This window comes from Intrasporangium sp. (genome assembly GCF_035688975.1).
In the GTDB taxonomy this organism is placed as follows: domain Bacteria; phylum Actinomycetota; class Actinomycetes; order Actinomycetales; family Dermatophilaceae; genus CALMNV01.
The window spans coordinates 1-13,809 of sequence record NZ_DASSMH010000006.1 but is presented as its reverse complement, the minus strand read 5'-3'; the positions used below and the strand labels follow the sequence as shown (position 1 = coordinate 13,809).

General features: G+C 70.8%; 11 protein-coding genes and 2 riboswitches. Of the genes, 3 read left to right on the top strand and 8 right to left on the bottom strand.

Going from position 1 to position 13,809, the window contains the following annotated elements:
- A partial coding sequence (locus VFJ94_RS00445; protein ID WP_325002197.1) for a MarR family winged helix-turn-helix transcriptional regulator occupies positions 1–382 on the top strand: 382 nt, incomplete at its 5' end.
- A 114-nt stretch (positions 383–496) separates the two neighbouring features.
- On the opposite strand, the gene VFJ94_RS00440 is transcribed toward VFJ94_RS00445, so the two are convergent.
- Both VFJ94_RS00440 and VFJ94_RS00435 read right to left on the bottom strand, forming a co-directional pair.
- Positions 497–1,852: an MFS transporter gene (locus tag VFJ94_RS00440; protein WP_325002196.1), complete on the bottom strand. Its 1,356-nt coding sequence runs from the start codon at positions 1,850–1,852 to the stop codon at positions 497–499.
- A 24-nt stretch (positions 1,853–1,876) separates the two neighbouring features.
- On the bottom strand, positions 1,877–3,115 hold the full coding sequence (locus tag VFJ94_RS00435; RefSeq protein WP_325002195.1) for a M20 family metallopeptidase: 1,239 nt from the start codon (positions 3,113–3,115) through the stop codon (positions 1,877–1,879).
- Between the two features lie 112 nt (positions 3,116–3,227).
- On the opposite strand from VFJ94_RS00435, the gene VFJ94_RS00430 reads away from it, so the two are divergent.
- Complete coding sequence (locus VFJ94_RS00430; protein ID WP_325002194.1) at positions 3,228–4,250, top strand: Lrp/AsnC family transcriptional regulator; 1,023 nt, start codon at positions 3,228–3,230, stop codon at positions 4,248–4,250.
- A gap of 30 nt (positions 4,251–4,280) precedes the next feature.
- Here VFJ94_RS00430 and VFJ94_RS00425 read toward each other — a convergent pair whose 3' ends face one another.
- The gene (locus VFJ94_RS00425) at positions 4,281–5,654 is read right to left on the bottom strand and encodes an L-serine ammonia-lyase (RefSeq protein WP_325002193.1); all 1,374 of its coding nucleotides are present in this window, start codon (positions 5,652–5,654) and stop codon (positions 4,281–4,283) included.
- 531 nt (positions 5,655–6,185) lie between these two features.
- Positions 6,186–6,276, bottom strand: a riboswitch (glycine riboswitch).
- 1 nt (position 6,277) lies between these two features.
- Positions 6,278–6,374, bottom strand: a riboswitch (glycine riboswitch).
- Between the two features lie 192 nt (positions 6,375–6,566).
- Here VFJ94_RS00425 and VFJ94_RS00420 point away from each other — a divergent pair.
- The gene (locus tag VFJ94_RS00420; protein ID WP_325002192.1) at positions 6,567–8,030 is read left to right on the top strand and encodes a protein adenylyltransferase SelO; all 1,464 of its coding nucleotides are present in this window, start codon (positions 6,567–6,569) and stop codon (positions 8,028–8,030) included.
- Between the two features lie 79 nt (positions 8,031–8,109).
- Here the strand turns inward: VFJ94_RS00420 and VFJ94_RS00415 are convergent, their stop codons facing one another.
- The 5 genes from VFJ94_RS00415 to VFJ94_RS00395 form a co-directional block, all read right to left on the bottom strand.
- On the bottom strand, positions 8,110–8,904 hold the full coding sequence (locus VFJ94_RS00415) for an IclR family transcriptional regulator (RefSeq protein ID WP_325002191.1): 795 nt from the start codon (positions 8,902–8,904) through the stop codon (positions 8,110–8,112).
- Positions 8,905–9,028: 124 nt separating this feature from the next.
- A complete protein-coding gene (locus tag VFJ94_RS00410) occupies positions 9,029–10,249 on the bottom strand; it encodes a M24 family metallopeptidase (protein ID WP_325002190.1) in 1,221 nt (406 codons plus the stop codon).
- Positions 10,250–10,300: 51 nt separating this feature from the next.
- A complete protein-coding gene (locus tag VFJ94_RS00405) occupies positions 10,301–11,623 on the bottom strand; it encodes an MFS transporter (RefSeq protein ID WP_325002189.1) in 1,323 nt (440 codons plus the stop codon).
- Between the two features lie 207 nt (positions 11,624–11,830).
- Positions 11,831–11,995, bottom strand: coding sequence for a hypothetical protein (locus tag VFJ94_RS00400; protein ID WP_325002188.1), 165 nt, complete (start codon positions 11,993–11,995; stop codon positions 11,831–11,833).
- A partial coding sequence (locus tag VFJ94_RS00395) for a LuxR C-terminal-related transcriptional regulator (protein ID WP_325002187.1) occupies positions 11,992–13,809 on the bottom strand: 1,818 nt, incomplete at its 5' end. The genes VFJ94_RS00395 and VFJ94_RS00400, both read right to left, overlap by 4 nt.

The following is a 13,809-nucleotide window of genomic DNA, read 5'->3' as shown; positions in this document are numbered from 1 at the left end:
CCAGCTCACACACTTCGACTACTTCGTGCTCGCGATGCTCTCGGAGGCGCCGGAGCACACCCTGCGGATGACCTCGCTCGCGCAGCGCACGAACGCCACACTTCCTCGCCTGTCCCACGTCGTCCGGCGGCTCGAGGACCGTGGGCTCGTGGAGCGCTTCCCGTGCCCCGACGACGGGAGGGCCACCAACGCTCGGCTCACCGAGGCCGGCTGGCGGCAGGTCGTCGCCGCAGCCCCCGGGCACGTCGAGGCAGTGCGTCGTCGGGTCTTCGACGTCCTGGATCCGGGGCAGGTGGACCAGCTGAGGCAGATCTGCGACGCCCTGCTGACCACCCTCGATGCCGAGGGGCGCATGACCAGCCTCTACCAGGCCGCGCCGTGACGCACCCGGAGCAGGCCCCCAGACCCTGGTGGAGGAGCGGCGCCTGAGGAGTGATTCGGGCCTACCAGAGGTGGCCCAGGAGGGCCGAGGTGTGAAAAGCCAGCGCTCCTCTCGTTACACCGTGGTCGCCGACACCGGGTCCGCGTCGAGGCCGCGTACATCGAGCACGGGATCGTCGAGGTCGCGGCCGCGTGTCTCGGGCACGGTGAGCACCACGGCGACGGAGACGAGGAGGAGCACCACGACGTATGTCGTGAAGGCGCTCGGGCCGACGGACGTGCCGAGCCACGCCTGCAGGTAGGGGGCGGTCCCGCCGAAGAGGGCCACGCAGATGGAGTAGGGAATCCCGACGCCGATGGTGCGGATGTGCGTCGGGAACAGCTCGGCATACACCGCCGGCACGATCGCGGCGCACGCCGCGATGAACACCAGCGCCACCGACATGGACACGAGGAGCTGGACCGCCGAGTCCTTGAGGTACGCGTTGAGCGGGAAGGACACCAAGGCCGTGCCCAGCACTCCGATGACCAGGACCGGCCTGCGGCCGATGCGGTCCGACAGGGCTCCCCACAGCGGCAGCACGGCGATGAAGACCAGGTTGGCGGCCACCCCGGCCCACAGGGCGTGCTTGGCGTTGATCCCGAGGGCGGCGATGGCGTGGGCGGGCGCGGCGATGGCCCACGTGTAGAAGGCCACGGTCATCCCCACCGTCATCCCGATGACCTGGATCGCCTGACGGCGGTGCCGCACGATCTCCGGCCACACGCGCGGCCGGGCCTTGGGCTTGGCCACCGTCTGCGTGAACTGCTCGGTCTCGTGCAACCGCGCCCGCATGACGAGCGCGTAGAGCCCGAAGAGTCCGCCGATGAGGAAGGGAATGCGCCAGCCGAAAGACTGCATGTCGGCCTTCGTCAACACGGTCGACAGGATCGCGCCCACGAGCACCCCGACGACGTTGCCGAGCGTGCCCGACACGTAGATGAGGCTCGACCACAGTCCACGGGACTGCCGCGGGGCGAACTCGGAGACGTAGGTCTGCGCGGACGGCAGCTCGCCGCCGTGCGCGAGGCCCTGGACCAGGCGGGCGACCACGAGGACCGCGGAGGCGAGCACCCCGACGCTCCCGTAGGTCGGCGCGACGCCGATGGCGAGGCTGCCCACCGCCGAGGCCGCCACGGTCGCGGCCATGGCGAACTTGCGCCCGCGGTGGTCGGCCAGCCAACCGAAGAGGAACCCTCCAAGCGGGCGGGCGGCGAAGCCCACCGCGAACACGACCAGCGTTGACAGGAAAGCGGATACGGGGTTTTTCGGGTTGAAGAACTGGGTGGCGAAGAACGGCGCGAAGATCGCGAAGACCCCCCAGTCGAACCACTCGAGGGCGTTGCCGACACCGGTGCCGACGATCGTCTTGGTCCTGCTCTGGTGACCCGCGGGCTCGGGCTGGCGGGCGGTGGTGGCGATGAAGGTCATGGGGTTCTCCAGCTGTTCAAGGGGTCAGGGCGTCAGCAGCGCGAGCCGCCGGGTGGCCAGCTCGGCATAGAGGGCCGCTCCGGACGCCAGCACGGCGTCGTCGAACACGGCATACGGGCTGTGGTTGAAGGGCGCGGTGTGCGGGTCGGCGCCGACCGGCGTGGCCCCCAGCCCGACGAAGCTGCCCGGCACGCGGGCGAGGACCCGCGAGAAGTCCTCCGAGCCGCTGAGCGGCGCTGCCAGCTGGGCGTGCTGCTGGTCGCCGAACACCTCGGTGATGGTGGCGGCGGCAAACGCGGTCTCGTCCGGGTTGTTGACGGTGACCGGGTACTCGTCCTCGTAGCGGACCTCGGCCTGAGCCCCGTGGGCCGCGGCGATGCCGTGGAGGAGTCGGGGGATGGCGTCCACGAGCCGCTCACGGGAGCGTGCCGAGAAGCTGCGGACCGTGGCCTCGAACGAGGCCGTCTCGGGGATGATGTTGCGGCGGCTGCCGGCGGAGAGGACGCCGACGGTCACGACGACCGGGTCGAAGACGTCGAACCGCCTGGTCACCATCGTCTGCAGCGACGTGATCATCTCGGCGACCACCGTCACGGGGTCGTTGGCCAGGTGCGGAGCCGAGCCGTGGCCGCCTGCGCCGACGACCGTGACGGTCAGCGCCCCGGAGGCGGCGAGCATCGTGCCGGGCTTGGTGACGAACTGGCCACCCGGCATGAGGGCCGAGAAGACATGCAGGCCGTATGCCGCGTCGGCGCGCCTGCCGCTCGCCTCCAGGACGCCTTCGTCGACCATGACCGACGCGCCGTCCCAGCCCTCCTCGCCCGGCTGGAACATGAAGACCACGTCGCCGGCGAGGCGGTCGCGCTGCTCGTTGAGCAGCCGGGCCGCGCCGACGAGCATGGCGGTGTGCAGGTCGTGCCCACAGGCATGCATGGCACCGTCGACGTGGGACGTGTAGGCCACCCCGGTGCGTTCCTGGACCGGCAGGGCGTCCATGTCCGCGCGGAGCAGGACGGCCGGGGCCTGGCCGGACGGGTTGCTGGACGTGGGGCTGGACATGGCCGGTGCAGTGCCGCGCAGGACCGCTGTCACGGAGGTGGTCTTCTGGCCCAGGGTGATCTCGAGCGGCATACCGTCCAACGCCCGGAGGACCTTCTCCTGGGTGCGCGGCAGGTCCAGCCCGATCTCGGGCTCGCGGTGCAGCGCTCGGCGCAGCTGCACCAGGTCCTCCTCGAGCGAGGCCGCCTCATCTGCAAACGACACCGGAAACACCTTCCTGACGCAGGACCCTGATCCCGGAAGTGTGTGCTGCCACGCATTCGTCGACGGGGAATCGCATGATCTGTGCACTGCCGGCGCCGGATACGCTGCTTGTGTGCATCGCGCCTGGTTCGACGAGCAGGACCTCCGGCTGCTGCACGGTCTGCAGATCTCCCCGCGGGTGAGCTGGGCTGACGCCGCCCGGGTGCTCGGCACGACGCCGGCGACCGTCGCTGCCCGTTGGGAGCGGCTGCGCGCGGAGGGCCTCGCGTGGATCGTGGCGCATCCCTCGGGTCGGGTCGGCAGCACGACGGTCGCCTTCGTCGAGGTGGACTGCCTGCCGGGGCGGCGCGACGACGTCATCCGCTCGCTGCGCGAGGACGCCCGCGCCGTCACCATCGAGCAGGCCGCACGGGGGCGGGACCTGCTGCTGACGGTCATGACCGCGGACCTGCGCTCGCTCAGCCGATTCGCCCTCGACGACCTGCCGCGGGTGGAGGGCGTGCAGCGTCAGCAGACCTCCCTCGCCACGGCGATCCACAGGCAGGCCAGCGACTGGCGGCTCGGTGCCCTCGACCGCGACCAGCAGGGGGCCTTCGAGGCGACCCGGCCTGCCGTGCCTCGCTCCCCGATCTCCCTGCCGAGGGAGGCGTGGCCCCTGATCCGCGCGCTGGGACGCGACGGACGCGCCAACGCCGCCGAGCTCGCCCGAGCCACGGGTCGCAACCACGCCACCGTGCGCCGCCAGCTGGGTCGCCTGCTGGCCACCGGTGCCCTGACCCTGCGGTGCGAGATCGCCCAGGACGAGTCGCTGTGGCCCCTGCACTGCACCTGGCTGGCCCGCGTGGCGGAGCCGGAGAAGGAGCGGACCCTGGCCGCCCTGGCCACGCTGCCGGAGCTGCGCCTCTGCGTGTCGACGACTGGGGAGACGAACCTGCAGGTCGTCGTGTGGGCCAAGTCGCAGAGCGACCTGCTGCGTCTGGAGCGACTCCTCGGTGAGCGGCTGCCCTGGCTCACGATCGTGGAGAGCGTCATCAACCTGCGCACCGCGAAGCGGATGGGGTGCTTCATCGACGACCTGGGCCGGGCGACGGGGGAAGTCGTGGTGCCCACCGCCCTGGGACCCCGCAGCGACTGATGCACCTCACTGCCGCGGGAAGTCGGCGGGTCAGCACTCGATGACGTTGACGGCGAGCCCTCCCCGGGCGGTCTCCTTGTACTTGACCTTCATGTCGGCCCCGGTCTCGCGCATGGTCTTGACGACCTTGTCGAGGGAGACGATGTGCGAGCCGTCGCCGCGAAGCGCCGTGCGCGCTGCCGTGATCGCCTTGACCGAGGCGATGGCGTTGCGCTCGATGCAGGGGATCTGGACCAGCCCGCCGACCGGGTCGCAGGTGAGCCCGAGGTTGTGCTCCATGCCGATCTCGGCGGCGTTCTCCACCTGGCGCGGCGTGCCGCCGAGCACCGCGGCGAACGCCCCAGCCGCCATGGAGCAGGCCGAGCCCACCTCTCCCTGGCAGCCCACCTCCGCCCCGGAGATCGACGCGGTCTCCTTGTAGATGACCCCGATCGCGCCTGCGGTGAGGAGGAACCGGATGACGCCCTCGTCGTCCGCGCCCGGGACGAACCGCGTGTAGTAGTGCAGCACGGCGGGGATGATCCCGGCCGCACCGTTCGTGGGTGCGGTGACGACGCGGCCGCCGGCAGCGTTCTCCTCGTTGACCGCCAAGGCGTAGAGCGTGATCCAGTCCATGCCGCGCAACGGGTCGGTGCTCTCGCCCTCGAGCCGCAGCTTGCGCGCCAGCTCCGGTGCCCGGCGTCGCACGCGGAGCCCTCCCGGCAGGGTGCCCTCGTTGGCTATGCCGTTGACGACGCATTCCTGCATGACGTCCCAGATGTGCAGCAGCCCCGCCCGCACCTCGTCCTCGCTCCGCCACGACAGCTCGTTCTCGAGCATGAGGCGCGCGATCGACTTGCCGGTGGCCGCGCAGTGCGCGAGCAGCTCGTCGCCCGTGCGGAAGGGGTGGGCCACCGGGGTGGTGTCGGCGATGATGCTCGACTGCCCGTCGGCACCCTCGCCGACCACGAAGCCGCCACCGACGGAGTAGAACGTCCGCTCGGCCAGCACCAGGCCAGCCGCGTCGTATGCCGTGAACGTCATGCCGTTGGGGTGCAAGGGAAGGGACCGACGCCGGTGCATGACCAGGTCGCTCGCCTCGTCGAAGTCGATCTCCTGCATTCCCAGCACCCGCAGCCGCTTGTCCTGCCGGATCTGGGTGAGGACGTCCTCGACGCCGCGGGGGTCGCACACCTCGGGCCGTTCGCCCGAAAGGCCGAGCAGCACCGCCTTGTCCGAGCCGTGCCCGTGCCCCGTGGCGCCCAGGGAGCCGAAGAGCTGGGCGTGGATGCGCGTCACCTGCGGCAGCCGACCTCCGTCGCGCAGGCCCTCGGCGAACAGCACGGCTGCCCGCATGGGACCGACGGTGTGCGAGCTGGACGGCCCGATGCCGATGGAGAACAGGTCGAAGACGCTCAGCGCCATGTCAGGCTCCTTGGGCTCGTTGGCGACGCGCCCCCGAGGACGAGGTCGGACTTCCTCACGGCACCAGCCTGCGCGGCATACCGGACGACGTCCAGGCTCCAGTCGTGTCGGAAACCAGGGTGGCTCCGTCGGGAGATGCGGCGAACGGCCTCCACGCCGCGTCACGGTCCGAAGGTGGCGCCTGCGTCGGGGAGGTCGGCGTAGACCACGTCGCGGAGGGCGTCGGCGGCGAAGGGCGTGAGCCGACGGTGACAACGTCACCGTCGATGCGCAGCCATTCGTGCTCCTTGGCGTGGCAAAGGTCGGTGGGAAGGGACATGTCGGGCTCCTGTCGGTGAACGATGCACCGGCGGCCTGGTGGGCGGCATACAGGGCGGTGGGCTTGGACATGTGAGGCAGGAGGGTGGCCGGGTCTTCGGCGGGGAATCCGATGTGGCGGGCGACGAATTCGCCCTCGTTGGCGCGACGGGTGTTGTCGGTCATGGGAGGCTCCCTGGTTGTCCGCGCGGCGGACGCGGCGGTGATGGGTTGCCTCCCCCCTCTGTCATCGGACCTGAGAGCTTCACCGCCGTGAGCGGTTTGCACCGTGGGTGCAGGACCGTGTCCTGCTTTCCAGAGTTCGCCTCACCACGACGGTCAGGTGGGCCTGAGAGATTCTTGGGGGAGATTTGCTCCTTCGGCGCCGCGCCCGTGGGGCGCGAGCTCTCCCGCCGTGGTTCGAGCGGCGATGTGTTCAGTTGTGGTGCCGGTCGCTCGACAGTAGGGGTCATCCGCATGGTGGTCAAGCGTTCTCAGCAGCTGGATGGGGCTGGACGGGTGGACGGTATGCCGCGTGACCAGCACCGTGCCCGCGGCACAACCAACGAACCAAGCGGCCGTGATGGTCCGGCGCCTTCCCGTAGGCTCGACCGAGTGACCGCTCCACCCGCATCCACCGTCACGCTGGAGAACCGCTTCGCTCGCGAGCTCCCGGAGCTGGGCGTGCCCTGGCAGGCCACAGAGGCCCCCGACCCGCGCCTGCTCGTGCTCAACGAGCCGCTGGCCACCGAGCTCGGTCTCGACCCTGCCTTCCTCCGCAGCTCCGACGGCATACGCCTGCTGGTCGGCAACCTCGTGGCGAGCGGTGCCACCCCCGTGGCGCAGGCCTATGCCGGGCACCAGTTCGGCGGCTACTCCCCACGCCTCGGTGACGGACGCGCGCTCCTGCTCGGGGAGGTCGTCGGCGCCGACGGCGCCCTGCGCGACCTGCACCTCAAGGGCTCCGGGCGGACACCGTTCGCACGCGGGGGCGACGGCCTCGCCGCGGTGGGCCCCATGCTGCGCGAGTACGTCGTGAGCGAGGCGATGCATGCCCTCGGCATCCCGACGACCCGCTCCCTTGCCGTCGTGGCGACGGGGCGCCCGGTGCGGCGCGAGAGCGTGCTGCCGGGGGCCGTGCTGGCTCGGGTGGCGAGCAGCCATCTGCGCGTGGGCAGCTTCCAGTACGCGCGCGCCAACGGCGACGTGGAGCTGCTGCGCCGGCTCGCCGACCACGCGATCGCCCGTCACCATCCCGGCGCGGCCCAGGCCGAGCACCCGTACCTCGCACTGTTCGAGGCGGTGGTCGCGGCCCAGGCGTCGCTGGTGGCGCGGTGGATGCTCGTGGGCTTCGTCCACGGGGTCATGAACACCGACAACATGACGATCTCCGGGGAGACGATCGACTACGGGCCCTGCGCGTTCCTGGACGCCTTCGACCCCGCGACGGTCTACAGCTCGATCGACACGGGCGGGCGCTACGCCTACGGCAACCAGCCGGTCGTGGCGGAGTGGAACCTCGCCCGGCTCGCGGAGGCGCTGCTTCCGCTCTTCCACGACGAGCAGGACGAGGCGATCGAGCTCGCCGTCGCGTCGCTCGGCGCCTTCCGACGGCAGTACGACGGCGCCTGGGCAGCGGGGATGCGGGCAAAGCTCGGCCTGCCCACCCGTCTCGACGAGGCGGTGACCGCACCGCTGGCCGACGAGCTGCTGGCGCTCCTCGAGGCGAACCACGTCGACCACACGTCGTTCTTCCGCGGTCTCGGCGCCGCAGCCCGCGGCGACACCGAGTCGGCGCGTGCCCTCTTCCTCGACCCGTCGGCGGTCGACGCCTGGCTGGAGCGCTGGCAGGCCCTCGGCCCGGACGACCGCACGATGGACAGCGTCAACCCCGCCTACATCCCGCGCAACCACCTGGTCGAGGAGTCCCTGGCCGCCGCTACCGACGGTGATCTCGGCCCGCTGGAGCAGCTGGTCGAGGTGGTGACCGAGCCCTTCCACGAGCGCCCAGGCCTCGAGCGGTATGCCGCCCCGTCCCCCGACGACTTCGGCGCCTACCGCACCTTCTGCGGGACGTGAGCGCGCGTTCTGCGGGACGTGAGCGCGCGCGTTTCACCGTGTCGACCCGAGGGCTCGAGGCGTGCGAGCAGGGCCGGGGCTATCGCGGGGTGGTTCCGCCCAGCCGGGCGGAGACTTCGGCCGCGGTCTCGCTGACGCTGCGAGCGAGCACGTCGAGCATGGCCGGGGGGACGCGGAAGCGCGGAGCCGACAGCAGCACCGCGGCGACCACGACGCCGCGGTGGTCTCGGACCGGGGCGGCCACTCCGACCTCCTCGACCGAGGTGCGCCCGTCGTTGATGGCGAAGCCCTGCTCGGCGACCCGGTCCAGCTCGGCGGCGTAGCTCTCCAGGGTGTGCTCGTCGTAGGTGCCGACGCGCAGGTGTCGCTCGAACAGACGGGTCACCTCACCTGCCGGCAGGGCCGCGAGGAAGACCTTGACCGAGGAGCTCTCGTACGTGTCGTAGCGGGTGCCGATCGCCGCGGTGTGCTTGACCTGTTTCGGGCTCTGGACCTGCTCCACGACGACCGCCTCGTGGCCGTTCCACACCATGAGCGCCGTCGTCTCACCGGTTCGCTGGGTGAGCTGCTGCAGCGAACGCAGCGCCACCCGGCGGACGTCGAGGTCGGCGAGCAGCGGGCCCGCCAGGGCGATCAGACCCAGTCCCAGGCGGAACCGGCCGTTGCCCTCCTCACGCTCGACGTACCCGGCCCGCTCCAAGGTGGCGAGGATCCGGGACACGGTGCTCTTGTGCTGGTTGACCTTGCGTGCGATCTCCGTGACGCCGAGGATCGGCTCGTCGATCGAGAAGGCCTCGAGCACGTGCAGACCGTTGAGCAGCACGGATGCCGACGCGCGGTTCTCCATCGCGCGACCGGTGTCGTCCTTGGCCACAGCGCCTCCTTCCTCGGCTGTTCGGCGTCCCGGGCAGCATCGGAACCGCCAACGCCGACCATGCCACACCAGGTGCCACGGTCGGCGTCGGGCTCGGCTCTGGGCGTCCCGCCGCTCCGGAGGGTCAGACCCCGAGGATGTTGTGCTCCGGACCGAACGGGAACGTGGTGATGTTCTCCGCCCCGTCCTCACCGACGACCAGGATGTCGTGCTCGCGGTACCCGCCGGCGCCGGGCTGACCCTCCGGGACCATGATCATCGGCTCCATGGACACCACCATGCCCGGCTCGAGGACGGTCTCGATGTCCTCCCGCAGCTCCAGGCCGGCCTCGCGGCCGTAGTAGTGCGAGAGCACCCCGAACGAGTGCCCATACCCGAAGGTACGGTTGGCCAGCAGACCCTCCGCCTCGAAGATCTCGTTGAGCTCGGCCGCGATGTCCTTGCAGACCGCGCCGGGCTTGATGAGCTCCAGGCCGCGTCGGTGGACCTTGACGTTGACCTCCCACAGCCGCAGGTGCTCCGGTGACGGCTCGCCCCAGAAGAGGGTGCGCTCGAGCGCGGTGTAGTAGCCGGCGATCATCGGGAAGCAGTTGAGGGAAAGGATGTCCCCCCGCTGCACCTGGCGGCTGGTGGCCCAGTTGTGGGCGCCGTCGGTGTTGATCCCGGACTGGAACCACACCCAGGTGTCGCGCAGCTCGGCATGCGGGAAGGTCCTGGCGATCTCGCGGATCATGGCGTTCGAGCCGGCGATGGCCACCTCGTACTCGGGCACCCCCTCGGCGATGGCCTCGCGGATGGCCTCGCCGCCCAGGTCGCCGATCCGCGCGCCGTGCTTGATCAGCTCGATCTCCTCGGGAGACTTCACCATCCGGTGCCGCATCGTCGCGGCCGCGACATCGGTCAGCGTCCATGCGGGCAGGGCGGCGGCCACCTTGGCGCGAAGGTCGGTGGTCATGTGGTCCTCCTCGACCCCCAGCCGACCACCACTCAGGCCTTGGCGCTCAAGGACGTGCTGCACGGCATACAGGTAGTTGTCGCGGCGCCAGTCCGTGTAGACGATGTTCGAGCCCTGGCTGCGCCGCCACGGCATGCCCGCGTCGATGTTGGCCGACACGGTGGTCGAGTCGCTGTGCGTCACGACGAGGAAGTAGTTGCGCCCGAACGAGGTGTAGAGGAAGTCCGAGTAGTAGTTGATGTTGTGGTAGCTCGTGAGCAGCACCGCGTCGAGGCCGTCATCGGCCATGTGCTTGCGCAGGCCGGTCAACCGGCGTTCGAACTCCGCCGAAGAGAAGGTCGGCTTGACCTTCTCGCCGTTGGGGATGTCCTTGAGTCGTTCGAGATTCATGGCGTGAATTTCCTTTGGTTGCAAAGTGATCGATGGTGCGGGGCGGCTGAGTCAGTCGGCCAGGGGCTCGTGGCAGGTTTCTCGTGCGAGGAACATCGCACCCATGGCGACGAGGGCCGCGGCCACGAGGTACCAGGCTGGGGCGAGGCTGCTGCCGGTGAGCTTGATGAGGAGCGTGGCGACGAACGGTGCGGTCCCGCCGAAGAGAGCGTTTGCGGTGTTGAAGCTGAACGCGAAGCCGCTGTAGCGCACGCGGGTGGGGAAGATCTCGGCGAGAAAGACCGGCAGCGTGCCGTCGTTCATCGTGAGCAAGGCGCTCAAGGCGATCTGGATGAGGACGATACCCACGATCCCCACCGCCCCGAGGGCTGCGAAGAGGGGGACCGTGAGCACGGCAAAGAGGATGGAGGCGGCTATGAGGACACGCTTGCGACCGAACCGATCGGACAGGCGGCCCATGCCGAAGATGAAGCCGATGTAGCAGGTCAGCGTGATGGCGGAGGCGACGAACGAGGCCGTCTCTCCGACGCCCAGCTCGGTCGACAGGTAGGTCGGCATGTAGCTGAGCAGCAGGTAGAAGCCGACCGCGTTGAGACAGGTGACGCCGAAGGCGATCGCGATGGCGCGACGGTGCTGGGTGAACAGGATCCGCAGCGGCGCGTTCGAGTGCTCCCGCAGCTCCAGCTCGTGGAACTTGGGGGTGTCCTCGAGCTTGAGGCGGATGTACCGGCCGATCAACCCCAGCGGAGCGGCCAGCAGGAAGGGCAGTCGCCAGCCCCAGGAGTTCATCTGGTCGGCGGCGAGCACGCCGGTCAACAGGGCCGCGAGCAGCGAGCCGAACAGCAGACCGGCTGCGGTCGAGGCGGGGACGACGCTGGTGTACAGACCACGTCGCCCCTCTGGGGCGTACTCCGCGAGGAACGCTGACGCACCGGCGTACTCGCCGGAGGCGGAGAAGCCCTGCACCATGCGCACGACGAGAAGCAGGATCGGGGCGGCGATCCCGATCTGGTTGTGGCCGGGGATGAGGGCGATGCAGAAGGTAGCGCCGGACATGATCAGGATGGACATCGACAATGCGGTGCGCCGCCCGATCCGGTCACCGAAGTGACCCCAGACCAGACCGCCGACGGGCCGGATGATGAACGAGATCGCGAAGACGGCGAAGGTCGCGAGCAGGCCGGTGGCTGGGGAGGAGTCCGGGAAGAAGACCCGGGCGATGACGGTGGCGAGGTAGCCGTAGACGGCGTAGTCGAACCATTCGACGAAGTTGCCGACGAAGCTCGCGGCGACGACTCGGCGCAGCACAGTCGGCGTGGCGACTGGAGGCGCGGGGTCGATATCTGGGGACGTGCTTACGGGGTCTGCGGTCATGGCCTGCCCACTCCTTTGGGGGCACCTGGCGGTGCGGTCGAACCGACGGTGTTGCTACTGATGCAACATGAATTCGGTAAATGGGACCGTAGGCTCGAATGGATGGCGGTGTCAAGAGTGTCTGCCAGGTCTCGCCGCTAGACGGCTGTTGATAGAAGCGCAACGCCGTTCCACGCGGCGCACGTCACCCACAAGGACCACGAGTCCCTATGGCGGTGGGCAGACCACCGCACTCAGGTCGGCAAGGAGGGTGCCCACCGCGAGGACGCGGACGAGTCCCACGAAGCCGTTGACGAGCTCGTGCAGGCCCAGGTCGTCCGGCAGGCGGGGACGCACCGCCGCCGTCGCGACGGAGTCCGAGACGGCTGTCATGCGGGGTCGGCTCCCGACACGTGGGCCCACTGCGCTGCCAGCTCGGTGCGCGACCGCACGCCGAGCTTCCCGTAGATGCGGGTGAGGTGGTACTGCACGGTCTTGGTGGACAGGAACAGCTCCGCGGCGACCTCTCGGTTCGACCTGCCACGCGCCACAAGGTCGCTGACGGCCCGCTCCTGCGGGGTGAGGTCGGCCGGGGCGCGGTCACCGCGGGCCACGTGCACCCCGCCGGCCTTGAGCTCGCGATCGCACCGCCCCACGTAGGTCAGCGCGCCGAGGCCGACGTAGTGGTCCCTGGCCGCGGAGATGAGCGTGTCGGCCTCACGACGCTTGCCCGCCCGACGCAGGACCTGGCCGTAGGCGAAGGCGGTGCGGGCGCTCTCGAACCGCAGCGGCAAACCCTCGAGCGCGGAGAGCGACGCCTCGAGGGAGGCACGCGCCCCTGGGAGGTCGCCGATCGCCGCGAGCAGCCTCCCCCTGGCCCGGGCGAGACGGGCTGAGGCCGAACGGCGCTGCTGCGCCGCGGCCCGGGTCTCGTGCGGCCGCAGCAGCCGGTCGGCCTCGTCGTACCTGCCCTCGCTCACGAGGGCGGTGGCGAGCACGTCGACCCAGGGCCAGAAGCCGGGCTCCGCCGCGGCCTCGGCCATGGTCACGGCCGTGAGCGGCATCAGGGCGCGGATGACTCCGTCGTTGTCGGCCTGCACCTCGGCGAGTGCGGCTCTGGCCAGCAGCGTCGGGATCCGCATGACGTCGTAGTCCTGCGGCGCCGACTCGGCGTCGTGCAGGGCCTGCTGTGCGGCGTCCAGATCACCCCGTAGCGCGTGGATCTGGACGGCCGTCCAGTCCAGCAGCGGCCGGGCGAGGACGATGCCGCTCGCCTCCAGGGGCTCGCGGGCGGCGTCGACGGTGCTCAGGGCCTCGTCCCACTCCCCTGTGAGGAACTGGGTGCGCGCCAGCCAGGCGCGGGCCCACAGGGAGATCCGGGCCGACCCACCGAGGTGGCTGGTCGGCACGGACGACCTCAGCTCGGAGCGCGCGTCGTCGACCTCGTCGAGCGTCAGGTGGAGCCAGCCGGCGCCGAGCGTGATCCGCTGCGCCTGGGCGCCGTGTCGGACGCGTCCGGCGAGCTCGGCGTATGCCGCCCGCGCCTCGGGCACGCGGCCCGCTGCGACCAGCCCGAGCCCGCGGATCGCCGCGGACTCGACCCCCGCCGGGTCGTCTGGCCCGACGAGCGCCACGGCACGGTCGGCCCAGGACACCAGCTCGCCCCACGAGCACCGGGCCAGGGCGTGCAGGACGTAGCGCTGGCAGATGAGCGCCGCCACGCGTGGATCGCGCTCGGCGTTGACGAGGGCCCAGGCCCGGCCCAGCCTGGCTTCGGCCTCCGTGCCGCGCCCGCGGAGGATGGCCAGGTAGCCGAGCACCGCGTTTCGCAGAGGTGTCTCCCGCAGGCTCTCCACCTCGGGGACCAATGCCGCAGCGCCGGGCCCGTCACCGGCACCCACCAACGCGTCCACGGCACGGGTGAGCCGCGACTCCCTCAGCAGCCGGTCCTCCGTGAGCCGGCTGGCGTCGGTGAGCAGCCGCGCCGCCTCCGCCCAGGCCCCCTGTGACGCGCGGGCGTCGGCGAGTGCAGCGAGCTCGTCCGCGAGCGCGGCGTCGGGGAGCGGGGTGGCGGCCACCCGGTGCCGCAGGGCGGTGGCCGGGTCGCCCACGAGCCGGGCAGCCCGGCAGTGCAGCTCGCGCGTCGGTGCCGCGCCCAGTGACGCACGCACCGCCGCCGCCACCATCGGGTCGGGCGGGCCGACCTC

What these genes read in the sequence shown, in the direction of transcription:
- VFJ94_RS00400 (WP_325002188.1), bottom strand. Translation starts at nt 11,995, where the DNA reads ATGACAGCCGTCTCGGACTCCGTCGCGACGGCGGCGGTGCGTCCCCGC.
- VFJ94_RS00440 (WP_325002196.1), bottom strand. Translation starts at nt 1,852, where the DNA reads ATGACCTTCATCGCCACCACCGCCCGCCAGCCCGAGCCCGCGGGTCAC.
- VFJ94_RS00405 (WP_325002189.1), bottom strand. Translation starts at nt 11,623, where the DNA reads ATGACCGCAGACCCCGTAAGCACGTCCCCAGATATCGACCCCGCGCCT.
- VFJ94_RS00425 (WP_325002193.1), bottom strand. Translation starts at nt 5,654, where the DNA reads ATGGCGCTGAGCGTCTTCGACCTGTTCTCCATCGGCATCGGGCCGTCC.
- VFJ94_RS00410 (WP_325002190.1), bottom strand. Translation starts at nt 10,249, where the DNA reads ATGAATCTCGAACGACTCAAGGACATCCCCAACGGCGAGAAGGTCAAG.